We start from the raw sequence: 21565 nt of genomic DNA on the forward strand, positions 1-21565 counted from the left end.
GCTCATTGTCCCGAAGCTCGTCTTGCTTTGCGAGCGAGCGCCGGCCGGTCAAGCTCTCCGTTTGAACATCGCCGACGCCCCGCTCGCATAGGCCACCTCTTCGGCGGTCGCGAGAAGCGTGGGCCCCAAGGCCAGCATGCGCTCTTCCGTCAGTCGCACGAGCGGGCCTGCGATGGTGATGACGCCGATGACGGCGCCGTTGCCGATGCGCACCGGTGCCGCCATCGCAGTCATGGCCGGCGCGAAGACCTCGTTGATCATCGCGAAGCCGCGCTTGCGCGCCGCGCGCAGATAGGCCAGCAGCGATTTCACCGAGGTCACGGCCTTGGGCCCGAAATCGGCAGGCGTGCCGAACCCCTGTTTCGCAACCAGCTGGAGCGCCTGCTCCTCCGGCATGGTGGACAGCCACGCGTGCCCAGCCGAACTGCAGGACAGGTTCACCGACAAGCCCATGTCGGGGTCGTAGCGCAGGCCCCGGGTCGCGCCCTGTGCCTTGGCCACGAAGGTGAGCTCGTCGCCGTCGACGACCGCCAGCCGGACGAGCTCCCCCGATTCGGCCGCCAGGCGATCGAGCAGCGGCTGGGCCACGTCGACGACGCCGCTGTTGCTCAGGAAGCTCAAGCCCAGCGAGACCAGCTTGATCGTCAGCATGTAGTTGCCGTGGCTCTGATCCTGGCGCACGTAACCGCAGCGGATCAGTTCGGAAAGCAGTCGATGCGTCGCGCTCAGCGGCATCTGGAGATCGGAGGCGAGTGCAGAAAGTGCTCGCCCTTCCGGGTAGGCGACAAGGTGTTCGAGCACCTTGAAGCTGCGTTCGAGTATGGCGGTCATGGCAGAGCAACTCTACCCGAGTTTTGCCAAGTGCTTTCCCTAGTGGAAATGTTTTCCACTTTCTACCTATGATGCGGCGCGTCTTGCGTCGCCTGCCAGACCTGCGGGCGCATCGGCCCTCATCCACCGGAGTCCCAACTTGAGAACCCTCTACCGAACGCTCGCCCTTCTCGGCGCGACATTGGCCCTGACGCTGCCGGCCCTGGCCCAGGACGTGCAGGAGCGCGTCATCCGCTTCGGCCACCTGAACAACCCGGACCATCCCGTGAGCTTCGGCGTCAAGCGCTTCGGCGAACTGCTCGCGGCGAAGAGCAGCGGCAAGCTCAAGGTGCAGGAGTTCCCTGCGTCGCAGCTCGGCAACGAGATGCAGCAGCAGTCGGCGCTGCAAGGCGGCGTGCAGCAGATGTCGGCGCCCGCCACCACCTCCCTGGCCGGCATCGTGAAGGAGTTCGGCCTGGTCGACTTCCCGTTTGCCGTGAGCTCTTTCGCGCAGGCCGATGCCCTCCTCGACGGGCCGCTCGGCCAGGCGCTCATCGCCAAGCTGCCCGAGAAGGGCCTGGTCGCGCTGGGCTACTGGGATCTGGGCTTTCGCAACGTCACGAACAGCAAGCGCCCGATCGCGAAACCCGAGGACCTCGAGGGCCTAAAGATCCGCGTCATTCCCAACCCGGTGTTCCTCGACACCTTCAAGGCCTTCAAGGCCAATCCGGTGCCCATGCCCTTCGCCGAGCTCTATGGGGCGCTCGAATCGAAGGCCGTCGACGGCCAGGAGAATCCCTACGCGGTGATCCTGTCGAACAAGTTCTTCGAGGTGCAGAAGTTCGTGAGCGCCACCAACCACGTCTATGCCGCGAACATCATGCTGGTGAGCAAGAAGTTCTGGGACTCGCTGAGCGCGGCAGAACAGAAGATGATGCGCGAAGCGGCCGACGAAGCCCGCGGCTACCAGCGCCAGGTCAGCCGCGCGGCGGCGCAGAAATCCATCGGCGATCTCCAGGCCAAGGGCATCCAGTTCAACGAGCTCGCGCCGCCCGAGCAGGCGCGCATGCGCCAGATCGCCAAGCCGGTCACCGAGCGTTTCGCCGCCAGCTACGACCCGGGCATCGTCAAGCTCTACAACGACGAGCTGGCACGCGTGCGCAAGTCCCATCCTTGAATCGAAGCGGCACCATGAAGATCCTCGTCCTGCACGGCCCGAACCTCAACCTGTTCGGCCGCCGAGAACCCCACATCTACGGCTCGACCACCCTGGCCGAGATCAACGAACGCCTCGGCAAGCTCGCGGCCGAGCTCGGCGTCGAGCTGGAGACCATCCAGTCGAACCACGAAGGCGAGCTGATCGACTTCCTCCACCAGCACATCGACGAGGCGCAAGGCGCACTGGTCAACCCTGCCGGCCTGACCCAGCACGGCGTTCCCTTGCACGACGCCATCAAGGCCATGCCGTTCCCGGTCTTCGAGGTCCACATGTCGAACATCGCGGCGCGGGAAAGCTGGCGCGCGCACTCGATCATCTCGCCGGCGGTCAAGGGCACGATCCAGGGGCTCGGTCCGCATTCGTACCTGGCCGGCCTGCGTGCGCTGGTCGAGATGCAGCGCGCGCAGGCGGCCTGATCAACATGAATCGATGGATCGACCGCTGCTGCGCCTGCATTGAGGCGCTGATCGCCGCGGCGCTGGCATTGATGGTGGTGCTGGTCTTCGGCAACGTGGTGCTTCGCTACGGCTTCAACTCGGGCATCACGGTGTCGGAGGAGGTCTCGCGCTGGCTCTTCATCTGGATGACCTTTCTGGGCGCCGTCGTCGCGCTGAAGGAGCACGGGCACCTCGGCGTCGACATGGTGGTCCGGAGGCTGCCGCCTTCGGCCAAGAAGTTCTGCCTGGCGGTGGGGCATGTCGTGATGCTCTACATCGTGTGGCTGCTGTTCCAGGGCAGCGTGGCCCAAACGAAGATCAACTGGGACGTCGTCGCACCGGTCACGGGCGCATCCATGGCCGTGGTCTACCTGTCGGGCGTGGTCTTCGCCGTGCTTGCCGCATTCCTTCTTGCGCTCGACCTGCTTCGCCTGGTGTCCGGTCGCATCGCCGACGAGGACCTGGTCATGATCCAGGAATCCGAGGAAGCCGTGCAGCTGAAGCAGATCCTGGGCGAGCAGGCCGATGCCGCGCCGGCGGACCGCCCGCAAGCTGGAGCGCGGCCATGACGATCTTCGTCTTCGTCGGCTCCCTGCTCGCCGCGATGGCGATGGGCATCCCGATCGCGTTCGCGTTGCTCGCCAGCGGCGTGGCGCTGATGTGGCACCTCGACCTCTTCGATGCGCAGATCCTGGCGCAGAACGTCATCGGCGGCGCCGACAGCTTTCCGCTGCTGGCCGTACCCTTCTTCATGCTGGCCGGCGAGATCATGAACGCCGGCGGCTTGTCCAGGCGCATCGTCGACTTTGCGCTCGCGCTCGTCGGCCACGTGAAGGGCGGGCTGGGCTACGTGACGATCATGGCCGGCTGCCTGCTGTCGGCGCTCTCGGGGTCGGCGGTTGCCGATGCGGCCGCGCTGACTGCGCTGCTCCTGCCGATGATGGTGAGCGCCGGCCACGACAAGGCGCGCGCCGGCGGGCTGATCGCCGCCACCGGCGTCATCGGGCCGGTGATTCCGCCGAGCATCGGGCTCGTCATCTTCGGCGTCGCAGCCAACGTCTCGATCTCCAAGCTCTTCCTTGCGGCGATCGTGCCGGGCCTCCTGATCGGCGGCGCGCTCTGGCTCACCTGGGCCTGGCTCGTGCGGCGCGAGAAGATCGTGCCGCCACCTGCCAGGTCGACCGCGGAAATGCTCGCGACCTTTCGCCAGGCACTGTGGGCGCTGATGCTGCCGGTGATCATCCTGGTCGGGCTGCGCATGGGTGTCTTCACGCCCACCGAGGCGGCGGTGGTGGCCGCGGTGTATGCGCTCTTCGTCTCGATGGCGATCTACCGCGAGCTCAGCTGGAAGGATCTCTACGCGGTGTTCGTGAACGCCGCGAAGACCAGTGCGATCGTGATGTTCCTGATCGCGGCCGCGATGGTGAGCGCCTGGCTCATCACCGTGGCCGACCTGCCGTCGAAGGTGGTCGGCCTGCTGCAGCCCTTCATGGACAACAAGATCCTGCTGATGTTCGCGATCATGGTGCTGGTGATGATCGTCGGCACCGCGATGGACATGACGCCGACCATCCTGATCCTGACCCCGGTGCTGATGCCGATCGTCAAGGCCGCCGGCATCGACCCGGTCTACTTCGGCGTGATGTTCATCATCAACAACTCGATCGGCCTGATCACCCCGCCGGTGGGCACCGTGCTCAACGTGGTGGCGGGCGTGGGCCGGATCTCGATGGACGACGTCACCAAGGGCGTGGTGCCTTTCATGATCGCGGAGTTCGCGATTCTGTTCCTCATGGTGCTGTTCCCCTGGCTCGTCACCTGGCCCGCGAAGTTTTTCCACGGTTGATCACAAGGAGACACGAACCATGAAGCTATCGATGCACAAGGTCCTGCTCGCCGCGGTGGCGGCGCTGGCCGTCACCGGCGCCGCGGCGCAGATCAAGGAGCGCACGCTCAAATTCGCGTTCCAGAACCAGAGCGGCCATCCGCAGGCCCAGGGCGCGCAGAAGTTCGCCGATCTCGTGGCCGAGAAGTCCGGCAAGAAGATCACGGTGAAGCTGTTCCCGGGCGGCACGCTCGGCGGCGATCTGCAGACCGTCTCCGCGCTGCAGGGAGGCACGGTCGAGATGACGGTGCTGAACGCCGGCATCCTCGCGGCGCAGGTGAAGGAGTTCGCCGTGCTCGACTTCCCCTTTCTCTTCGGCAACACGCAGGAAGCCGATGCAGTGACGGACGGCCCCTTCGGCCGGAAGCTGTTGGCCAGGCTCGACGAGAAGGGACTGCACGGCCTCGGCTACTGGGACCTGGGCTTTCGCAACCTCACCAACAGCAAGCGGCCGATCGCCAAGGCCGAGGACATCGCGGGCCTGAAGATCCGCGTGATCCAGTCGCCGATCTACATTGACCTGTTCAGCGCGCTGGGCGCGAACGCGGTGCCGCTGCCCTTTCCCGAGCTCTATTCGGCGCTGGACCAGAAGGCGGTCGACGGCCAGGAGAATCCGAACACGACGATTCTTGCTTCCAAGTTCGCCGAGGTGCAGAAGCACCTCACCGAAACGCGGCACATCTACAACCCGCAGGCGCTCATCATCAGCAAGAAGACCTGGGACGGCTTGAGCGCAGAGGAGAAGAAGATCGTTGCAGACGCGGCTGTGGAGGCGACGGCTTTCCAGCGCCAGGCCTCGCGCGGCGCCGCCGACAGCGCGCTGCAGGCGCTCAAGCAGGCCGGCATGACGGTCACCGAGCTGCCTGCGGCCGAACTGGCCAAGCTGCGCGAGAAGGTGAAGCCGGTGATCGAGAAGCAAACGGCAGCTGTGGGCGAGGCAACGGTCAAGGAGCTGCAGTCGGAGATTGCCAAGGTCAGAAAGTGAGGGCCGTTTTCCGAGTTCATGCGCCGCCTGGGTTCAATAGGAGCCCGGCGGCGGTGTCGTCACCGGCTTGAAGCGCCGCGCCGATGCGGTCATGTCGACGAGGCAGGATCGCGTCGCGCCGACCAGCCCGCCCACCGACGCCTTGAGTGCGTCCGCCGCGGGCGACTCGCCGGGGTAGGCGGGCGACAACCCACATTTGCGCAAGACCCGGTTCACCTGGTAGACGCGAGCGGTCCTGCGCGTGACGGAGGTGTAGAAGGTCACTCCGATCGAGATCGACACGCGATCGCCGGGGGCCGTCCAATCAGGCTCGGAACGCGTCATGTGCGGCGAGGTGCTCGGGAAATAGACGCCGTCTCCCGGACGGGCGTTGAACTCGTGGCTGAGAGGCCTGAACTCCTCCTTGAAGCGCACCTTCCTGAGCGACTGGGTGACGATGAAATCCTCCACCGCCTCGGCCGGCACGATGCTGCGATCCGCATGGTCCCAGACGCTCAGGATCTTGCGCCCGTGCAACTGCAGCCAGAAGTTGTTCTCGCGATCGATGTGGAAGGGCGTCACCGAAGGCGGTGCCGAGATGAAGACGAAACCGTTCACCCGAAAGATGCCCGGCTGCTCGCGTTCGACATCCGCGCGCATGGTGCCGACGATGTCGAACAGCAAGGCCTGGTAGCGCGGAATGGCTTCGATGTTGTAGAGGGCCACCGACGAACCCGGCTCCTCCATGCGCTCGAAGTGTTCGTCGATGCTGCGCCCGTCCGGATGCCGGCTGTCGTGCGCGATGGTGGAAGCGACTGTGAGGCCAGGCCTCATGAATCGACACTGCCCCAGGGGAGCGAGCTCCTTGCCGAGCTTCACGAGTTCAGGCACCTGGAAGAGCGGATGCTCGTGAAAGTTGTGATGCAGGGCGGTGATCCGGTGCGTGGAGAAGTTCGCAGGATCGTCTGCCCTCACGTGATACGTCGCCGGCGGCGGCTCGGTCCGCCAGCCGATATTTATGTCTTGTGTGTCTCTCATGACCGAAATCTTCGGTCACATGTAGTACTTTTGTACTTCTTGTAACGCATCACGCAGTCACAAAATGTGAAAAATTCCCATTTTTGTACTATTGTTTTATAGTGCCCGCACCTTTGAGACAAGCCACTGGCTGAGGAGCGCCAACCATGCAAATGATCGGACAGGGGTTAGGGAGCGAGGACGCAGCTCAGAACGATGTTCGGCCTGAACCGGCTAGTACACCCGGGACGAACGCTCCCTTGCGCGAGCTCTTGATAGAAGCCGGATTCGTCGGGGGCGTTTTCTTGGCGCTGGCCCTCTTGATCGTCGCTTCGGTTGGACGCTAAGCCGCAAGACGAGACCAAGCGCTCAGGCCGGAGGCCGATTCATCTGGCAAGTCGTGGGCTGCGTGCTCTCGGCCGGGCTCCACACCACCTCGGAGCGAAAGCCGTAGCCGGTGTTCTCGGCGTCATATTTGACGCCTGGGCTGCCCTTCTTGGCCCATACGCCAAGGTAGATCGGCGCTTGCAACTGGTGGTCGGTCGAGCGCATCTCGACCTCGCCCAACGGGCTCTGGTACTTCATGCCTTCGAGCGCGTAGGCGACCTTCTTGGGGTCGGTCGACTTCGCCTTCTGCATCGCCGCACGCAGCATGTTCATCGTGTTCCAGTGCGCGGCGAAGATGAAGTCCTCGCCCGACTTCTGCTTGTAGCCGACCGCGATCTTCTCCAGCGCCGGTGTCGGCGCATTGCTGCCCCAGTTCCAGATCACGCTCACTTTGTCGGCGCCCCAGGAGCCCATCTGCGCCGGCACGCCCGGGTTGTTGGCGTTCATCGTGTAGAAGTTGATGTTCAGGCCGAAATCGCGCGCCGCCTTCAGGAACAGCCCGAGATCGCTGCCCCAGTTCGAGGTAATGACCGTGTCCGCGCCCGACGACGCGATCTTCGCCACGTAGGGCGCGAAGTCACGCGTCGAGGCGATCGGTATGTAGTCCTCGCCGACCACCTCGATATCCGGACGCTTCTTCGCGAGATAGGCGCGCGAGGCCTTGGCCACCTGCTGGCCGTGCGTGTAGTTCTGGTTGAACAGGAACACCTTCTTCACATCCGGCTTCGTCTTCAGGTAGGTCGTCAGGGCTTCGATCTTCATCTCGCTCGACGGATAGAACCGGAAGTGCCAGAAGCTGCAGCGGTCGTTCGTGAGGCCCGGGTCCATCGCCGAATAGTTCAGGTACACCATTGCTCCGTTCACATCGCGCTGGGCCTGCTTGTTGATGGCGTCGACCAGGGCGAAGGCGACTCCCGAGCCGCCGCCCTGCGTCACGTAGCGAATGTTCTGGTCGAACGCCGCCTTCAGCACGTTCGTGCTCTCCTGCGGCGTGCCCTTGCCGTCGAAGGGGACGACCTCGAACTTCGGATCAGCCGCGCCCGCCGTGGAATTGAGCTGGCTCACCACCTCGCGCAGTTGGTTGAGCGAGCCTTGGCCACTGAGCGCGAAGGGTCCCGACAACACATCGATGAATGCGATCTTCACCGTCTCCGCAGCGTGGGTCGCGAGACCGGCCGCGAGGGCGCTGACGCAAAGGGATGCGCGGGCGGCGCGCACGAATCCGGACCTGTGCATGAATGTCTCCGCTCGATGGTTTATGCAACGCACTCTAGGCCCGGCACGGTGTCCGCTCGGTCACGGATGGGACAGTCGAAGCGCGAGGCGCGAATTGCAGAGCGAGGACCACGCGAGTTACCTCTGGCGCCAGGCGACTACAAAGTGACACCGGGTGAGCGCTGGACCGTGACATCGTTGAAGACCGGCGATACCGTCTACAGCGGGATCGGGCCGGTGGAGATCGTGCGATCGCCGGCACCTTTTGACGAACTGCGCTTTGGAATGACTGCAATCTGGAAACCTGAACAACCCGTCGTCATCGCCGGCTACACCCTCACGCCAGCGGAAGCTTGGCTGCGTTGCTTCACACAGGAGTTCTCCAGCCTCGCGAAGGGCGAGATCACACTCGAGCAACTGGCAGACCGGGGTATCGAGCTATACGACGCCAACGCTCGCCGCGATCCCATCGAGGTCGCGCTCGAAGAGTTCGAGAAGTCCGCTTAGCGCCACCTTGCACCGGCCTGCTGCGCATGTCTGAAGGTGTTCGCAGCCCCCGCTGCAGGGGCGCTGTCGAGTAATCTTGCGCCATCGAAGTTGCGATGGAGGCAGTGGACATGTACATCCCCGATGGCCACCCCAAACTGCTCCACTTATGGCCGGTCAAACTGCTCCAGGCAGGACGGTCGGATTATGACGATTCGGGTGTGATGGCGATGCGCGCGGCGGCCTCCTTCAGACGGTAGCTCTTGCCCTCGAACTCCAGCATTGCGCAGCGGTGCATGAGCCGGTCCAGGATGGTGGTGGCCATGGTGGCGTCGGCGAGGTACTTGCCCCAGTCCTGCACCACCCGGTTGGAGGTGATGACGATGGCGCGGCGCAGCTTGTAGCGCTGGTGCACGATGGCCTGCAGCAGTTCGGCGCTCACGTCGGCAATGCGCCGGGCCAGGAACATGTCATCAAGGACCAACAGGTCTGGCTCGATCCAGCCCTTGAGCTGTTCGGCCTGTTCCGCCGTGCTGGCCAGCCCGTAGCGGGCGAACTCGGAGTCGGCCTCCACGTAGCGCACGTCATAGCCCTGCAACGTGGCCTGGTAGGCCACCGCCTTGGCCACGTGGCTCTTTCCGGTGCCGGGCTTGCCGACGATCAATGCGTTGGCCCCCTCGCCGATGAACTTCAGGGTGTGCAGCTCGAAGCAGGCGTTGCGCGGCAGCTTGGGATTGAAGCGCCAGTCGAAGTCCGCCAGCGTCAGGCGCTCGGCCAGGCCTGAGCGCTTGAAGCGGCGCTCCATCAATCGTGAGCGGCGCCGGTCGAGCTCGTCTTGCAGCATGGCGGCCAACGTCTCCAGGAAGGGCTGCTGGGCGGCCTGGGCCTGCATCACGCGGGTGGACAGGGTGTCGGCGATGCCGGACAGGCGCAGCTCGCGCAGGGCGCGTTCGATCTCGGTCATGTTCATGGCTGGGCGATCTCAGTGGGGTGGGAGGTTGTGCCGCCCGAGGTGGCGGTGGCGGCGTGGGCGAACAGATCGCCGTATTCGTCGGCGCTGCGAATGAGCTCGTGCTGCTGGGTGAGCGTTGACGCCGACTGTGTCGGCGTGCCGGCCTGCAGGGCGGCCAGCGCGTCGGCCACCAGCCGCTCGGTGAGTGCCTTGACGTGGCGGTAGCTGTGTACGCCTTGCTCCATGGCGGCAGCGCAGGCCGCGTCGATGAAGTGATTGGGGTAGCGCTTGGCCAGATTGACGATGCCCCAGAGCTTGCGCTGGCCCACGCGCCCCTCGATGGCGAACAGCATCTGGCACAGCCGAGAGGCCTGCGGCCCGATGGCTCGGGCCTGGGCCAGGATGAAGCGCGTCTCGCGAGAGGGGTTGAACACCCGCTCGGCCATGGGCAACACCACGGTGCCGGGGCGATCAACCCGGGCGTGGGTGCGCAGCAAGGCCTGGGTGCGCAGCTCGCGGATCTCGATGCGCCGCTCGAACAGCCGCACCAGCACCTTGGTGCCAATCGGGGCCGGGCGCGCGGCGTAGCTGCTGTGGTCGATGCGCACGCAGCTGTCGTCGCAGACCGTGCGCTGCACCTCGGTGAAGTACTGCATGCGCGTGGCTGGCAGCGGCTGCAGGTGGGCGCGCTCCTCCTCGAACATGGCCTGCACCTGACGCCGCTCGGCGCCGTGGATGCGCGAGGCGGCCCACTTGGACTCCCAGTGTTCCAGGAAGGCGTTCTGCTCTTCGATGGTCTCGAAGCGCCGCCCCTTGAGCGCGGTGGACTGGGTATGTTGGATCGCGTTCTCGACCGTCCCCTTGCGATTCGGATCCCGGACCCGAGCCGGGTCGGCCACCACCTCGTAGTGGGCCAGTGTGGCGGCGTAGACCGGATTGAGCGCAGGCTCGTACAGGTCGGGCTTCAAGACGCCCTCCTTCAAATTGTCCAGCACGACGTAGTGGGTCGACCCGCCAAAGTAGGCCCAGGCCTGCTCGTGCAACTCAGCCCAGACTTGCTGGCTGGACTTCCAGATCACGCGGCGGAAGCTGCGCCGCGAGTAGCGCAGCGTGGCCACGAACAGGCGGGGTTTGCGCCAGCGCTCGGTGCTCGGCACCCGGGTGGGGGCGCCTTCACCGTAGTCGACCTGCATCTCCTCGCCGGGCGCAAAGCTCAGACGATCGAACTGCTCGGGCTCCTTGTGGCGAAGCTGGGCGCAGAAGCGCTTGACGGAGTTGTAGGCGCCGTCAAAGCCATGTTGGTCGACCAGGTCCTGGTAGATGGCCGTGGCGTTGCGGCCCAGGCGCAACTGGGCGTCGATGAAAGCGCGGTGGGGTTCGCACTTGGAGGTGGCCAGCGGCGGCGCTACCGACCTGGAAGTCGGTGGCCAGGGTGGAGCAGTTTGACCACCGGAGTCGGTGGCCACCCCGGGGCAGTTTGCCGGATCGGCGGCGAAGCGCTGCTGATACGCCCGGATGGTGTGGCGCGAGATGCCGGTGATTCGCGCGATCTCGCGCTGGGTGGCGCCGCCCTTGAGCAGCGTCCAGATGGTGGTTTGCAGATGTGGCTTCAAGACGTTCACTCCGTTGTTCCCCTCGCTCAGAGGGGGTGGAAAGTAACGTCCTGCCTGTCGAGCTTCGCGGCGCCCGACGCACCGTGTTCAATGCGTCAGATCACCGTGGCCAGGGTGGAGCAGTTTGGGTGGCCATAAGTGGGGCACTTTGGGTGGCCGCCGGGGACATGGAACAAGGCGGCGAAGGCCCGGACCTGCTCCTCATGCTGCATGGGATGGGCGCGACGGGGGCCGTGTGGTCGCCCATGTGCGCAGGGGCCGGCATTCGCTGGGCCGGCCGCTGGGTCGTCCTGGACTTGCCCGGCCACGGCCAATCCGGCCGACAAGACTCCTATGCCATCGGGCAGTACGCCGCAACCGTTGGACGCGCCGCGCTGCCGCACGTCAATCCCGCAGGCCGGCTCGTGGTTCTCGGACACTCGCTGGGCGGGGTGATCGGTCTCGCCCTGGCGACGGGTTGGTTCGGTGTCACACCGCATCAGGTCTTCGGGGCCGGCATCAAGATCGCGTGGAGTGACGATGAACTCCGCCGCATGGACACGCTGGCTTCCCAGCCCGCCAAAACGTTTTCCACGGAAGAAGACGCGTGGGAGCGGTACCTGAAGGTCTCCGGCCTTGGCGGGATCGCCAACGCAGCGACACCTGTCGTCACGCGGGGCATCCAGCGCGGCGCCGATGGGTGGCGTCTCGCGATGGATCCTCGAGCCAATGCCGTCGGCAAGCCGCCGCTGTCCGAATTGGCGGCTCTGGCTCGCTGCCCCGTCCATCTCGGCCGCGGGCGCGATGACGCGCTGGTGACGATGGGGCAGATCCGTGCGCTCGATCCCAATGCCTCGGACCTTGGGCCGCATGGTCACAATGTGATGGTCGAGGCACCCGCGCGGGTCTGGGACTGGGTCGCCTCGTTCACATGAGCCGGTGGCTGACTCCTCGGAGCTGGCCGGCCGGAATCTCGAACGCCTACGTCAGGTCGCTGAGCTCGATGAAGTTGCTCTCGATCCAGACGCGTCCCTCTTCATTCAGCGCGAAGGTCAGTGCCTTCTCTTTGGATAGCTTCTTTTCCTGAATTGCTCGGGAAAGCGGATTCGCACTCCCGAGCTCACCGCGCCTGTGGTTGTAGACGTGCTCCGTGCCATCTTCATCGCTGTAGGTGTACGAGACCGTGATGCCGTCCAGGTCGGCGAGAGGCTGCAAGAACGCGATGAACTGCGATGCCGTGATGCCTTCGGCCCTGATTGCATCCCAGTGCTTGAAGAGATTCGACTTCGCGCCCGTCTGCTCGCGCCGGACGATCTCCGATGCCGACCCGAATGGCTGGACCTTGGCGACCATTGACTCTGGAGCGTCCGCGCTGCCATTTCTGCGGAAGAAGTTGGCCACGGTGCTTGCGAACGGCCGGGAGTCCCCTTGGGCTCTAGGCCGTGACGGCCAGGCATCCAGGCAATGGGGCACCGTCTCGATTTCATCGCTGCGTTTGCTCATGGTTCAAGTCCTTCACTTCCTCGTTGAGCACGGCGATATCGTACGTTTGCGAGCGGTGGCGGATCCGTATTCCGGGGTGCGGTCCTACGAAGGAAACGTGCATTTCTGACGAAGTCGGCATTGCTAGTTTTCGTGCAGTGGAGGGACTCGTGGCGGCATGAAGTCCAAAGTTTTCATGTCGCGCAGGGTCGCTCCGCGTCCGAGTGCCTCGATCCCCGAGCGCCGCACGTCGAGGGCGCGAGCGCCCTCAGCGCATGTGCAAGCCGCCGTTGACCGAGAAATCGGCCCCGGTGGAGTAGCCGCTTTCGTCGGTCGCGAGCCAGGCGACGATCGAGGCGATTTCGCTCGGCTCGCCGAGCCGCTTGACGGGGATGGTGCCCACGATCTTGTCGAGCACTTCCTGGCGGATCGCCTTGACCATGTCGGTGCCGATGTAGCCCGGGCTCACGGTGTTCACCGTCACGCCCTTGGCCGCCAGCTCCTGCGCCAGCGCCATCGTGAAGCCGTGCATGCCGGCCTTGGCGGCCGAGTAGTTGGTCTGGCCGGCCTGGCCCTTGGCGCCGTTGACCGAGCTGATGTTGATGATGCGGCCCCAGCCCTTTTCGACCATGTCCGCGACCACCTGCTTGGTGACGTTGAACATGCTGTTGAGGTTGGTCTCGATCACCGCGCTCCAGTCCTCGGGCGTCATCTTGAGGAACATGCGGTCCCGCGTGATGCCCGCGTTGTTGACCAACACGTCGATGCTGCCGTGTTCGGCCTTGGCCTTGGTGAAGGCCTCGACCGTCGACTGCCAGTCGCCGACATTGCCGACCGACGCGTGGAATTCGTAGCCCAAGGCTTTCTGCTCGGCCAGCCACTTGGCATGGTCCCGCGTGGGACCGCAGCCGGCGATGACCGTGAAACCATCCTTGTGCAGGCGCTGGCAGATGGCGGTTCCGATGCCTCCCATGCCCCCGGTGACGTATGCGACTTTCTTGCTCATGCGCGTTCCTTGAAGTGGACGAACCTGAACCGGCGCTGTTCACTGTAGCGAGCTTTCTCATCACCCCCGCTCAGGAAAACACTGAGCCCGGATTGCAACGGGGCTACTTTTCTGCCGACACCATGCACAGGTCCGAGTGGTCCGGCGCACTTGATCAGGCTTGCTCTCTCAGGTATCCCGCAAGATGTCGCGCCTGAAAGAGCGCTGCCATATGGAGCATGATGAAAATGGGCACAAAGTAAGCGGGGATGAGCACGAGCGGCAACAGTGCCATCGGGCCGGTCGTGATCTCCCCGGCGACGCCGACGGCGAGGGCCGAACTGAGTGCCCCGGTACCGAGGGCCACAACGAGGTCCAACACCCCGAGCGCATTCCACACCACGAAGGTCTTGCTGGCAGCGAAGCTTGGCCGGTGTATCAGGGCAACCAGTAGCCAAGGCGCGGTCACTCCGATCGCGATGTCGCCAAGTCCTGCGGGCCAGGCGAAGCTGCCAGGCAAGACGCCGTGGGCGTACAGCGCCAAAAAGCCCAGCCCCGCAAATCTCCATGCCTGTATCGCCATCATGAGGCGGAGGTCAGCCGTCAGAACAAGTTCGCGGAATAGGCGCGACATCCAGAAAGCGGCGAGAAACACGATGATGGGCGCCGTGACCCCGATCAGGATCGGCAGCGGCGACGTCCCGGGCGGCGTGACGAACGCTCCACTCGCGCCCTGCAGAATGACGAGCGTGAACCAGACGGCAAGCACGACTGCGGCGACTAGCTTTGTGCCCCGAAGGGCTGGCGACCTCGGCTGAGCGGATTGCGACAGGACAGGGTTCGACATGGCGTCTCCTTTGCACAGTCGCTTGCACTTTGCAAGTTACTGATAACCGTAGCATACTTACTTGCATTTTGCAAGTTTCTCGCGCGGTCGACACCCGCGACTGATGGAAGCGAAGATGAACAAGCCTGAAGGTTTTCGAAGATCCGCCTGCCCTATTGCAAATACGCTTGACCTGGTGGGTGACAAATGGTCGTTGCTCGTCATTCGGGACATGCTCCACGGGAAACGCACCTTTGGGGAACTGCTGGACTCGCCCGAAGGAATCCCAACCAACACACTCGCCGATCGCCTGAAGCGCCTCGAAGAGGCTGGGATTGTCGTGAGCGCCGCGTACCAGGAGCGTCCGATTCGTTACGCCTATGCGCTCAGCAAGAAAGGAACTGCCATGGGTGACGTTCTGCTCGCGCTGGTGCGATGGGGCAAGAGACACATACCAGGTACGCAGACCTTGCGCCGCTCAACTCGGACGCGCGCAAAGGCGGCGCGCGCCGGTTAGCGGCATCGGCCATTGTTGAGACTCGGCGATCAATTTTGACTTCCGCAACCTCCCTCGAAGAGAAAGGTCATGCGCTGAACATGGCGCTGACATGACGCACCCTTCAGTGGAGCTCGGCAAGCAGCGACCTGGCCTCCTGCAGGTCCGCAGTGTCGAAGCCCTCGGTGAACCAGCCATAGCTCTCGGCCAACATCTGGCGGGCCTCCGCCGACTTGCCCTGCTGCCGCCACAGCCGGCTCAAGGCCATCACCGCGCGCAGCTCCAGCGATCGGGCGCTCTGCCGGCGAGCGATGGTGATCGCCTGCAGGAAGCAGGCCTCGACCTCGCCGCCGGCCTCCTCGCCCTCGCGGCCCGGCTGCAGCAACATCAGCTCGCCCTTGAGTCGATAAAGCTCCGCCTCGTAAACACGCTCCTGCGTGAGCTCCACCAAGGCCAAGGCCTCGGCCAGTGTCTTCAGCCCTGCCTCGGCCTGCCCCGCTCTTCCGTAGGCTTCGGCCAGCAAGGCCAGGAAGCGCGTGCGCCATAGCCCCGCGCCCGTGGTCTGGTAGGCGCTCAAGCCCTGTTGCATCCTTTCCATCCCTTCTGCTGCACGTCCCTGCTCGACCAGCGCCCAGCCCGAGAGGATGGTTCCCCAACCCAGCCAGAACGGGAAGCCGTGCTCGGTCGCGAGCGCAAGGACGGCCTCCGTCAGCTCGCGGGCGGGCTGCGCCTCGCGGCGGAACAAATGGAGCTCGGCGGCGAAGGTCAAGGCGCTGGCGGAGTCCGGAGGATGGGACAGGGTCTGAGCCCGGGCGAGCATCGCCTGGCTGCGTGCGAGGGCTTGGTCCGGATAGCCCAGAAGCCACAGGTCCATGGCGACGAAGGCCAGCCCCAGCACGCCGGGCTCGAAGACAAAGAAGTAGGCCGGCGACGGGTGCCGCGCAGGGTCGTGAAGGGCCAAGGCCTGTTCCAGATGCGCGCGAGCAGGGTCGAGCTCGCCGAGACCGAACAGGGCAGTTCCCAACGCCCGATGGGCGTGCACGAGCAAGGCCGGGTCTTGCGCCTTCTGGGCCAGCGTGACGAGCTGCTCCGCCAGCTCGCGCGCGGTCGGCAGTTCCCCCCGGACCATGTAGAAGGTCCGCAGCCCCATCAGCGCGGGGAAGAGATGGACCGTCTCCCCGAGCTGTCGGCACAGCATCAGCGCCCGGGTATAGGTCGCCTCCACTTCCGGTGCAGCGAGCCCCTTGGCGGCCATCCAGGCCGGACCGAGGGTGATCTGGAGCGCGAGTTCCTGCCGTGCGCGCTCGGGCGCATCGGGCAGGGTCTCGAGCAGCGCCAGGGCCGTGGTGAGGTGCGCGATTGCCTCTGCATCGGCGGAGCGCTGCAGCGCCTGGCGCGCGGCGCAGTGCAGGTATTCCACCGCCTTCGGCGCGTTGCCGCTGCGGCTGAAATGATGCGCCAGCTCGCTGCAGTGCTCCTCGAGCTGGGAGGCGAACAGGGCCTCGATCGCCTGCGCCGTGCGCTCATGCAGTGCGCGGCGCCGCTCGCTCAGCAGCGAGCCGTAGCTCACCTCCTGGGTCAGCCCATGCACGAAGCTGTACTCCACCTCCGGAAATGCCGGCTGCTGGTAAATGAACTCCCCTGCCTGCAGCCGCGCCAGCAGGCTCTTCAGCATGTCTTCGGGCTGATCGACGACGCGTGCGAGCAGGCTCCATGCAAATGACTTGCCGATCACCGCCAAGGTCTGCAGCAGCGCCTTCTCGGCCGGCTCCAAGCGGTCGATGCGGGCGGCGAGCACGCCTTGCACGGTGGTCGGGATATGCAGCGTGGTCGGAACCTGCTCGAGGCGGTAGTGCCCGCGCTCGCCGCGCAGTACCTGCTCCTCGACCAGCGTCTGCACCACTTCCTCCATGAAGAATGGGTTGCCTTCGGTCTGCTCCAGGATCAGCTCCTCGAGCGGGCCGAGCCCGGCGGCGTCGCCCAGCAGGCCCCGAAGCAGTTCCCGGGCTTCGGCTTCGCCCAGGGGATCCAGCCGCAACTGGGTGTAGTAGCCCTTGCGACTCCAGTCGTGCTGGTACTCGGGCCTGTAATTGACCAGCAGAAGGATGCGGGCGTCGGCCACGCTCTCGGCGAGAACGCCGAGGAAGGCGTCGGTCTCGCTGTCGAGCCATTGCAGATCCTCTACGATCAGCTCCAGCGGCTGCGCCTGGCTCTCGCGCACCAGGAGTCGCTGGATCGCCTCGAAAGTGCGCTGCCGGCGGATCTGAGGGTTCGTCTGCGCCAGCGCCGAGCTCGGCTCGGTCGCCCCCAGCAGGTGGAACAGATAGGGCAGGCTGTCTTCCAGCGCGCGGTCGAGGGTCAGCACCTTGCCGGTGAGCTTCTCGCGCCGCCGGCGCTCATCGTCCTGCGCAGTGATCTGGCAGTAGTTCTCCAGCAGTTCGATCAGCGGCAGATAAGGATAGGCCTTGCCGTGCGAGACCGAGAAGGTCTCCAGCACCAGGCCATCGCGCGGCGCGCCTAGCTTGAACTCGTGGCACAGCCGCGACTTGCCGACCCCCGGCTCGCCGACCACGCCGACGATCTGCCCATGCCCGGCCTGCGCCTGCGCCCGCGCTTCTCGCATTTGCTCGAGCTCGCGGGCACGGCCGACAAAGCGCGCCACCCCGCGGCTGGCAGCCACCTGCAACCGGGTGCGCAGCGGGCCGAGGCCGAGCACTTCGAAGACGGCGAGCGGCTCGGGCAGCCCCTTGATCGGCGTCGCGCCGAGCGCCTTGAATGCGAAATAGCCCTCGCTCAGCTTGCGCGTGCGTTCGCTTGCGACGATCGAACCGGGCACCGCAATGCCTTCCATGCGCGAGGCGATGTGGATAGAGTTCCCCACCGGGTCGTAGTCGGTGTGCAAGTCCTCGGTGCGGATCGCGCGCACCACGACTTCGCCGGAGTTCACGCCGACGCGCAGCTGCAGCGCGATCCCCTGTGCCAGACGCACACGGTCGGCGTAGCGGCGCATCTCGTCTTGCATGCGCAGTGCAGCATAGAGGGCGCGCTGCGAATGGTCTTCGTGCGCGATCGGCGCGCCGAACAGCGCCAGGATGCCATCGCCCATCGACCTGGCCACATAGCCTTCGTAGTGATGCACGGCCTCCATCATCAACGCCAGCACCGGGTCGATCAGGCGGCGGGCGTCTTCGGGATCGAGGTCGTGGATCAGCGCGGTCGAACCGGCCATGTCGGCGAACAACGCGGTGATCGTCTTGCGCTCGCCGTCCGCCGCGCCGCGGGCTTCCATATCCACCTGCGCCGCGCGGATGCGCTCGGCCAGATAGGGGGGCGTGTAGTCGATGGGGGCGCCGGCCGCAAGCGCCGCGCCCGCGGGCGGCCCGCTCAATGGAGCGCCGCATTCGCTGCAGAAACTGGCGCTCGCGCTTGCCTCGTGCCCACAGGCCGGGCAGACGCGTACCAGCTTGGCGCCGCATTCCTCGCAGAACTTGGCGCCTGCCGGATTCTCGAACCCGCAGCTTGCGCAGCGCATAAGGCTTAGCCTCGCTCACGGGGCTTTCAAGGCCCAACAACTCCCAAATCTTATCAAGGCGCGCAGTGCGCCGGGCTCCGGTAGATGCCGACATCATCGCCACGGGCTTGTAGGCGAAGGGCTGGGCATCAACGCGCGACAGCCAGTCGAGCATGTTCTTGAGCATGCCTCCATCCCCGCAGGCATTACCTGGCCAGCCAGGTCGAGAGCCATGCGATTGATGGAGGCGGCGCGCAGGCCGCCACACAGACCAACGACGTCAATGAAGCTGTTGTTCATGCTGGCTATTGCATGGGAATGTTCGCATCCTTCACCACCTTGGACCACCTACTGACTTGCGCCTGAACAAAAGTCTTCATCTCAGCACCGCTCGACGAAGGGCTGGCGACACCGCCAGTCGCCTCGAGCTGCTTGACGACATCTGGCTGAGCCAACACCTTGACCAAGGCCTCGTGCAGGCGCTGCGCCACTGCAGGCGGAAGGCCCCTCGGTGCGGCAACACCGGTCCAGGATGTCACTTCGAAACCTGGCACCGAGTCTTTCATCGGAGGCACACTCGGCAGCTGCGGAGCGCTGTTAGTCGATGTCACGCCGAGGCCACGGAGCTTGCCCGACTCGATATGGGTCCGGGTCACCGTCACGGAGTCGAACATCAGGTCAACACGCCCACCCAATACATCCTGGAGCGGGGCCGCCCCTCCTTTGTAGGGGATGTGGATGAGCTCGATGCCTGCGGCGGCCTGGAACAGTTCACCTGATAGGTGCTGAGTCGAGCCGATGCCCACGGAGCTGAACGAGATGGTGCCAGGCGCGGCCTTCGCAGCAACAAGTACATCCTTTATGTTCTTGAACCTGCTCTCCGCATTGACCGCCAGCACCAATGGGAACTTGGTGACCACGGAGACCCAGTCGAAGCTCTCCAACGGGTCAAAAGGCTGCTTCTTCATCATCGCGGCCGACACTGCATGTCCGCCCGTCTGCAGGATGAGCGTGTAGCCATCGGCGGGGGCCTTGGCGACCTGTCCCGATGCCAGGTTGCCGCCCGCACCGGCCTTGGGGTCGACGAGGACTGACTGCCCCAACTCCTTGGACAGCGGCAGCGCGATGATGCGTGCGACCACGTCCGCGTTGCCGCCGGCGTTGAACCCGTGGACAAGCGTGATGGGCCGGTCGGGGTAGCCCGCAGCTTGAGCGACGAGCGGGGCGGCAAGAATGGCTGCGAATAGTTGGCGTCGAATCATGGCTTGTCTCGTGCTTGTAGTTGGAAAGGATGTCGCGTCACACCTCGGAAGGGATGTCACGTCACACCTCGGTGTGAGGGGCTGGTCGCTCAGGAGCGCTGGTAGCCGGAACTGCTGCCGAACAGTTTGGCGCGTTGCGACCAGTCATGGGTCTCGGACCAAAGCGCAAGAACCTCCGGTGCCTCGTCGGCGAAGCTCTGCAGCCGAGCTGGGTCGTGGCACGTGCGTGCGGTCAGCTCTAGTCGGTGCCCTGAGGGATCGAAGAAGTAGATCGAGGTGATGAAGTCATCATGATTTGTCGGCCCTACGACCTTCAACCCCTTCGCCTGCAAATCCTCCTTTGCACGCATCAGGACCTCCACGCTCTCTACCTCGAAGGCGAAGTGCTGAATCCAGTCTGGGGAAGCCATGTCCTTGATCTCACCCGGGTCCTTAGGGCACTCAAAGAAAGCGATGGAACTGCCATCCTCGAGCTCGAAGAAGATGTGCACGTGGGGGCTGTATTTCCCCGTTGACGGCACATGGTCCTCACCCATGGCATGGGCGAACTTCAGACCCAGCATCTCGGTGTAGAACTTGGTGGTCTCGTCCGCGTCCTTGCAACGGTAGGCGGCGTGGTGCAGTTTCTTGCAAAGCATGTTTGAACTCCTGATGACGGAGGCTGGAAGAGCTTCAGTGGCTCAGTCCTGCCATGTGGGGGTGAAGAAGGAGGCGGGAATGAGAAGTCGCGACTCTTGGCGCACGAGCAGTGGCAGCATCTTCTGTACGTAGGCTTTGAACTGTGGGTCTGCAAGCAGCGCGGCGCGGCGCTGCCCGCGTTCCGACAGATCGACATAGGCCCACAGGTGAACCACCTGATTCAGTTCACCGATTTCGGAGCGGTAATAGCCCACCATGCGCCCGAGGATGCGGCGCTGCACGGCGAGGCCTTCCGTCTCATACAGCGCAAGATACTCCCGTACCTTGCCGGGATGCGTTGTGTAGGTGCGTTGCTCGACCAGCATGGCGCGTCAGGCCTTCTGGATGCGCTGTTCGATGGCGCCGAAGATCGTTTGGCCCGCGCCATCCAACATCTCGATGCGCACCGTGTCGCCAAACCTGAACCAGGGTGTGCTGGCCTGCCCGTGCCTGAGCTCCTCGTCAGCGCGCGCTTCAGCGATGCATGCGTACCCGGCTTCTGGATCGAGGTTCGATACGGCACCGGCCCCGATGATGGTGCCGGCGCTCAGCGAGCGCGTGCGCGCCGCATGGGCGATCAGCTGCGGATAGTCGAAAAACATATCTCGCCCGGTGTTGGCACGACCCATCGCGCGTCCGTTGATGAAGGACAGGATTGGGAGGCTGAGCTTTCGCCCATCCCAAGCGTCGCCCAGCTCCTCCGGCGTCACGGCAACAGGCGAGAACGAGCTCGTGGGCTTGGCTTGCACGAAGCCGAACTGCTTCGGCAACTCGCTTCGTGTCAGGGTGCGAAGGGTGAAGTCGTTGAGCAGCATCACCAGCTTGATGTGGGACGCGCCTTCGTCAGCGGTCGTCCCCATGGGCACGTCATCAACCACCACCGCGACCTCGGCCTCGTAGTCAATGCCCAGGCTTTCATCGGGTAGGCGCATCGGGTCGCGCGGGCCGTCGAAGCGGTCCGACAGGCCCTGATACATCAGCGGATCGGTCTTGTAGTTCGGCGGCATGTCAGCGCCGCGCGCTTTGCGCGCCTTCTCCATGTGATGGAGGTACACGGACCCGTCCAGGAACTGATAGCTCCGAGGAAGTGGGCTGGCCAGCGCGTCGATGTTCAGATCGAACACATCGGTGAGCTCCCCCTGCTCAAGGCGCTCATGCAACTCCTGCAGCTGAGGCGCAACGGTCGCCCAACGCTCAAGGGCGTACTGAAGCGTTGGGGCAATCTCCCGCGCCGACGCGGCTCGGGTCAGGGCCTTGTTGACGACGATCAGGGTGCCGTCGCGGCCTCCGCGCTTCAGGGTGGCGAGTTTCATGTTTGACGCTCCATGTCTTTCCTAGGGCCGCCAGCAAGGCGGTTTGCA

At 64.7% G+C, this 21565-nt stretch carries 21 protein-coding genes and 1 pseudogene; 8 read left to right on the top strand and 14 right to left on the bottom strand.

The features are described 5' to 3' along the window. Window positions 1–48: 48 nt before the first annotated feature. Window positions 49–831 carry an IclR family transcriptional regulator gene (locus ACSQ86_RS24090; protein ID WP_436305361.1) on the bottom strand — a complete coding sequence of 261 codons (783 nt, stop codon included), beginning with the start codon at window positions 829–831 and terminating at the stop codon, window positions 49–51. Window positions 832–970: 139 nt separating this feature from the next. Between ACSQ86_RS24090 and ACSQ86_RS24095 the strand changes: the two genes are divergently transcribed. Genes ACSQ86_RS24095 through ACSQ86_RS24115 form a run of 5 tightly spaced genes read left to right on the top strand, consistent with a single transcriptional unit; the run spans window position 971 to window position 5336 of the window. Further along, complete coding sequence (locus tag ACSQ86_RS24095; RefSeq protein WP_436305362.1) at window positions 971–1987, top strand: TRAP transporter substrate-binding protein; 1017 nt, start codon at window positions 971–973, stop codon at window positions 1985–1987. A gap of 14 nt (window positions 1988–2001) precedes the next feature. Further along, the gene (locus ACSQ86_RS24100) at window positions 2002–2445 is read left to right on the top strand and encodes a type II 3-dehydroquinate dehydratase (RefSeq protein ID WP_093109730.1); all 444 of its coding nucleotides are present in this window, start codon (window positions 2002–2004) and stop codon (window positions 2443–2445) included. 5 nt (window positions 2446–2450) lie between these two features. Next, window positions 2451–3035, top strand: a complete 585-nt coding sequence (locus ACSQ86_RS24105; RefSeq protein WP_436305363.1) for a TRAP transporter small permease — start codon at window positions 2451–2453, stop codon at window positions 3033–3035. Next, window positions 3032–4312 (top strand): TRAP transporter large permease, encoded by a 1281-nt coding sequence (locus ACSQ86_RS24110; protein ID WP_436309697.1) that lies wholly within the window; start codon window positions 3032–3034, stop codon window positions 4310–4312. The genes ACSQ86_RS24105 and ACSQ86_RS24110 overlap by 4 nt, the downstream gene beginning before the upstream one ends. A gap of 19 nt (window positions 4313–4331) precedes the next feature. Further along, window positions 4332–5336, top strand: coding sequence for a TRAP transporter substrate-binding protein (locus tag ACSQ86_RS24115; protein WP_093109733.1), 1005 nt, complete (start codon window positions 4332–4334; stop codon window positions 5334–5336). A 33-nt stretch (window positions 5337–5369) separates the two neighbouring features. Here ACSQ86_RS24115 and ACSQ86_RS24120 read toward each other — a convergent pair whose 3' ends face one another. Together ACSQ86_RS24120 and ACSQ86_RS24125 are read right to left on the bottom strand one after the other, a co-directional pair. Continuing rightward, on the bottom strand, window positions 5370–6353 hold the full coding sequence (locus ACSQ86_RS24120; RefSeq protein ID WP_436309698.1) for a JmjC domain-containing protein: 984 nt from the start codon (window positions 6351–6353) through the stop codon (window positions 5370–5372). A gap of 348 nt (window positions 6354–6701) precedes the next feature. Continuing rightward, window positions 6702–7955, bottom strand: coding sequence for a branched-chain amino acid ABC transporter substrate-binding protein (locus ACSQ86_RS24125; protein WP_436309699.1), 1254 nt, complete (start codon window positions 7953–7955; stop codon window positions 6702–6704). A gap of 177 nt (window positions 7956–8132) precedes the next feature. Between ACSQ86_RS24125 and ACSQ86_RS24130 the strand changes: the two genes are divergently transcribed. Further along, complete coding sequence (locus ACSQ86_RS24130; RefSeq protein ID WP_436309700.1) at window positions 8133–8441, top strand: hypothetical protein; 309 nt, start codon at window positions 8133–8135, stop codon at window positions 8439–8441. A gap of 184 nt (window positions 8442–8625) precedes the next feature. On the opposite strand, the gene istB is transcribed toward ACSQ86_RS24130, so the two are convergent. Together istB and istA are read right to left on the bottom strand one after the other, a co-directional pair. Then, window positions 8626–9390 carry an IS21-like element helper ATPase IstB gene (gene istB / locus ACSQ86_RS24135; protein ID WP_436303544.1) on the bottom strand — a complete coding sequence of 255 codons (765 nt, stop codon included), beginning with the start codon at window positions 9388–9390 and terminating at the stop codon, window positions 8626–8628. Beyond that, window positions 9387–10994 (bottom strand): IS21 family transposase, encoded by a 1608-nt coding sequence (istA, locus tag ACSQ86_RS24140; RefSeq protein ID WP_436303543.1) that lies wholly within the window; start codon window positions 10992–10994, stop codon window positions 9387–9389. The genes istB and istA overlap by 4 nt, the downstream gene beginning before the upstream one ends. Window positions 10995–11152: 158 nt before the next feature. Between istA and ACSQ86_RS24145 the strand changes: the two genes are divergently transcribed. Continuing rightward, window positions 11153–11899: an alpha/beta fold hydrolase gene (locus tag ACSQ86_RS24145; protein WP_436309701.1), complete on the top strand. Its 747-nt coding sequence runs from the start codon at window positions 11153–11155 to the stop codon at window positions 11897–11899. Between the two features lie 46 nt (window positions 11900–11945). Here ACSQ86_RS24145 and ACSQ86_RS24150 read toward each other — a convergent pair whose 3' ends face one another. The 3 genes from ACSQ86_RS24150 to ACSQ86_RS24160 all read right to left on the bottom strand — a co-directional run bounded on the left by ACSQ86_RS24150 (window position 11946) and on the right by ACSQ86_RS24160 (window position 14278). Continuing rightward, complete coding sequence (locus tag ACSQ86_RS24150; RefSeq protein WP_139191736.1) at window positions 11946–12467, bottom strand: hypothetical protein; 522 nt, start codon at window positions 12465–12467, stop codon at window positions 11946–11948. Between the two features lie 247 nt (window positions 12468–12714). Continuing rightward, window positions 12715–13452 carry an acetoacetyl-CoA reductase gene (gene phbB, locus ACSQ86_RS24155; RefSeq protein WP_436309702.1) on the bottom strand — a complete coding sequence of 246 codons (738 nt, stop codon included), beginning with the start codon at window positions 13450–13452 and terminating at the stop codon, window positions 12715–12717. Between the two features lie 154 nt (window positions 13453–13606). Further along, on the bottom strand, window positions 13607–14278 hold the full coding sequence (locus ACSQ86_RS24160) for a hypothetical protein (RefSeq protein WP_436305370.1): 672 nt from the start codon (window positions 14276–14278) through the stop codon (window positions 13607–13609). A 115-nt stretch (window positions 14279–14393) separates the two neighbouring features. On the opposite strand from ACSQ86_RS24160, the gene ACSQ86_RS24165 reads away from it, so the two are divergent. Further along, window positions 14394–14774 carry a winged helix-turn-helix transcriptional regulator gene (locus ACSQ86_RS24165; protein ID WP_436305371.1) on the top strand — a complete coding sequence of 127 codons (381 nt, stop codon included), beginning with the start codon at window positions 14394–14396 and terminating at the stop codon, window positions 14772–14774. A 103-nt stretch (window positions 14775–14877) separates the two neighbouring features. Here ACSQ86_RS24165 and ACSQ86_RS24170 read toward each other — a convergent pair whose 3' ends face one another. The 6 genes and pseudogenes from ACSQ86_RS24170 to ACSQ86_RS24195 form a co-directional block, all read right to left on the bottom strand. Continuing rightward, window positions 14878–18285 carry an AAA family ATPase gene (locus ACSQ86_RS24170; protein WP_436309703.1) on the bottom strand — a complete coding sequence of 1136 codons (3408 nt, stop codon included), beginning with the start codon at window positions 18283–18285 and terminating at the stop codon, window positions 14878–14880. A 67-nt stretch (window positions 18286–18352) separates the two neighbouring features. Next, window positions 18353–18451: pseudogene (locus ACSQ86_RS24175) on the bottom strand (NAD(P)H-dependent oxidoreductase); the annotation flags it as partial. Window positions 18452–18569: 118 nt separating this feature from the next. Further along, the gene (locus ACSQ86_RS24180; RefSeq protein ID WP_436305373.1) at window positions 18570–19526 is read right to left on the bottom strand and encodes a Bug family tripartite tricarboxylate transporter substrate binding protein; all 957 of its coding nucleotides are present in this window, start codon (window positions 19524–19526) and stop codon (window positions 18570–18572) included. Between the two features lie 89 nt (window positions 19527–19615). Further along, complete coding sequence (locus ACSQ86_RS24185; protein ID WP_436305374.1) at window positions 19616–20164, bottom strand: VOC family protein; 549 nt, start codon at window positions 20162–20164, stop codon at window positions 19616–19618. A gap of 42 nt (window positions 20165–20206) precedes the next feature. Continuing rightward, on the bottom strand, window positions 20207–20530 hold the full coding sequence (locus ACSQ86_RS24190; RefSeq protein ID WP_436305375.1) for an NIPSNAP family protein: 324 nt from the start codon (window positions 20528–20530) through the stop codon (window positions 20207–20209). 6 nt (window positions 20531–20536) lie between these two features. Further along, entirely contained in the window at window positions 20537–21517 is a 981-nt protein-coding gene (locus tag ACSQ86_RS24195; protein WP_436305376.1) for a fumarylacetoacetate hydrolase family protein, read from the bottom strand. Window positions 21518–21565: the final 48 nt, after the last annotated feature.

This window comes from Variovorax sp. LjRoot130, from assembly GCF_964253755.1.
Classification (GTDB): Bacteria; Pseudomonadota; Gammaproteobacteria; order Burkholderiales; family Burkholderiaceae_C; genus Variovorax.

Bases quoted from the DNA above. Each gene is read 5' to 3' on its own strand.
- ACSQ86_RS24145 (WP_436309701.1), top strand. From the start codon at position 11,153: ATGGAACAAGGCGGCGAAGGCCCGGACCTGCTCCTCATGCTGCATGGG.
- ACSQ86_RS24165 (WP_436305371.1), top strand. From the start codon at position 14,394: ATGAACAAGCCTGAAGGTTTTCGAAGATCCGCCTGCCCTATTGCAAAT.
- ACSQ86_RS24120 (WP_436309698.1), bottom strand. From the start codon at position 6,353: ATGAGAGACACACAAGACATAAATATCGGCTGGCGGACCGAGCCGCCG.
- ACSQ86_RS24100 (WP_093109730.1), top strand. From the start codon at position 2,002: ATGAAGATCCTCGTCCTGCACGGCCCGAACCTCAACCTGTTCGGCCGC.
- ACSQ86_RS24105 (WP_436305363.1), top strand. From the start codon at position 2,451: ATGAATCGATGGATCGACCGCTGCTGCGCCTGCATTGAGGCGCTGATC.
- ACSQ86_RS24125 (WP_436309699.1), bottom strand. From the start codon at position 7,955: ATGCACAGGTCCGGATTCGTGCGCGCCGCCCGCGCATCCCTTTGCGTC.
- istB (WP_436303544.1), bottom strand. From the start codon at position 9,390: ATGAACATGACCGAGATCGAACGCGCCCTGCGCGAGCTGCGCCTGTCC.
- ACSQ86_RS24195 (WP_436305376.1), bottom strand. From the start codon at position 21,517: ATGAAACTCGCCACCCTGAAGCGCGGAGGCCGCGACGGCACCCTGATC.
- ACSQ86_RS24180 (WP_436305373.1), bottom strand. From the start codon at position 19,526: ATGATTCGACGCCAACTATTCGCAGCCATTCTTGCCGCCCCGCTCGTC.
- ACSQ86_RS24090 (WP_436305361.1), bottom strand. From the start codon at position 831: ATGACCGCCATACTCGAACGCAGCTTCAAGGTGCTCGAACACCTTGTC.
- ACSQ86_RS24115 (WP_093109733.1), top strand. From the start codon at position 4,332: ATGAAGCTATCGATGCACAAGGTCCTGCTCGCCGCGGTGGCGGCGCTG.
- ACSQ86_RS24190 (WP_436305375.1), bottom strand. From the start codon at position 20,530: ATGCTGGTCGAGCAACGCACCTACACAACGCATCCCGGCAAGGTACGG.
- ACSQ86_RS24185 (WP_436305374.1), bottom strand. From the start codon at position 20,164: ATGCTTTGCAAGAAACTGCACCACGCCGCCTACCGTTGCAAGGACGCG.
- ACSQ86_RS24170 (WP_436309703.1), bottom strand. From the start codon at position 18,285: ATGCGCTGCGCAAGCTGCGGGTTCGAGAATCCGGCAGGCGCCAAGTTC.
- ACSQ86_RS24160 (WP_436305370.1), bottom strand. From the start codon at position 14,278: ATGTCGAACCCTGTCCTGTCGCAATCCGCTCAGCCGAGGTCGCCAGCC.
- ACSQ86_RS24110 (WP_436309697.1), top strand. From the start codon at position 3,032: ATGACGATCTTCGTCTTCGTCGGCTCCCTGCTCGCCGCGATGGCGATG.
- ACSQ86_RS24150 (WP_139191736.1), bottom strand. From the start codon at position 12,467: ATGAGCAAACGCAGCGATGAAATCGAGACGGTGCCCCATTGCCTGGAT.
- phbB (WP_436309702.1), bottom strand. From the start codon at position 13,452: ATGAGCAAGAAAGTCGCATACGTCACCGGGGGCATGGGAGGCATCGGA.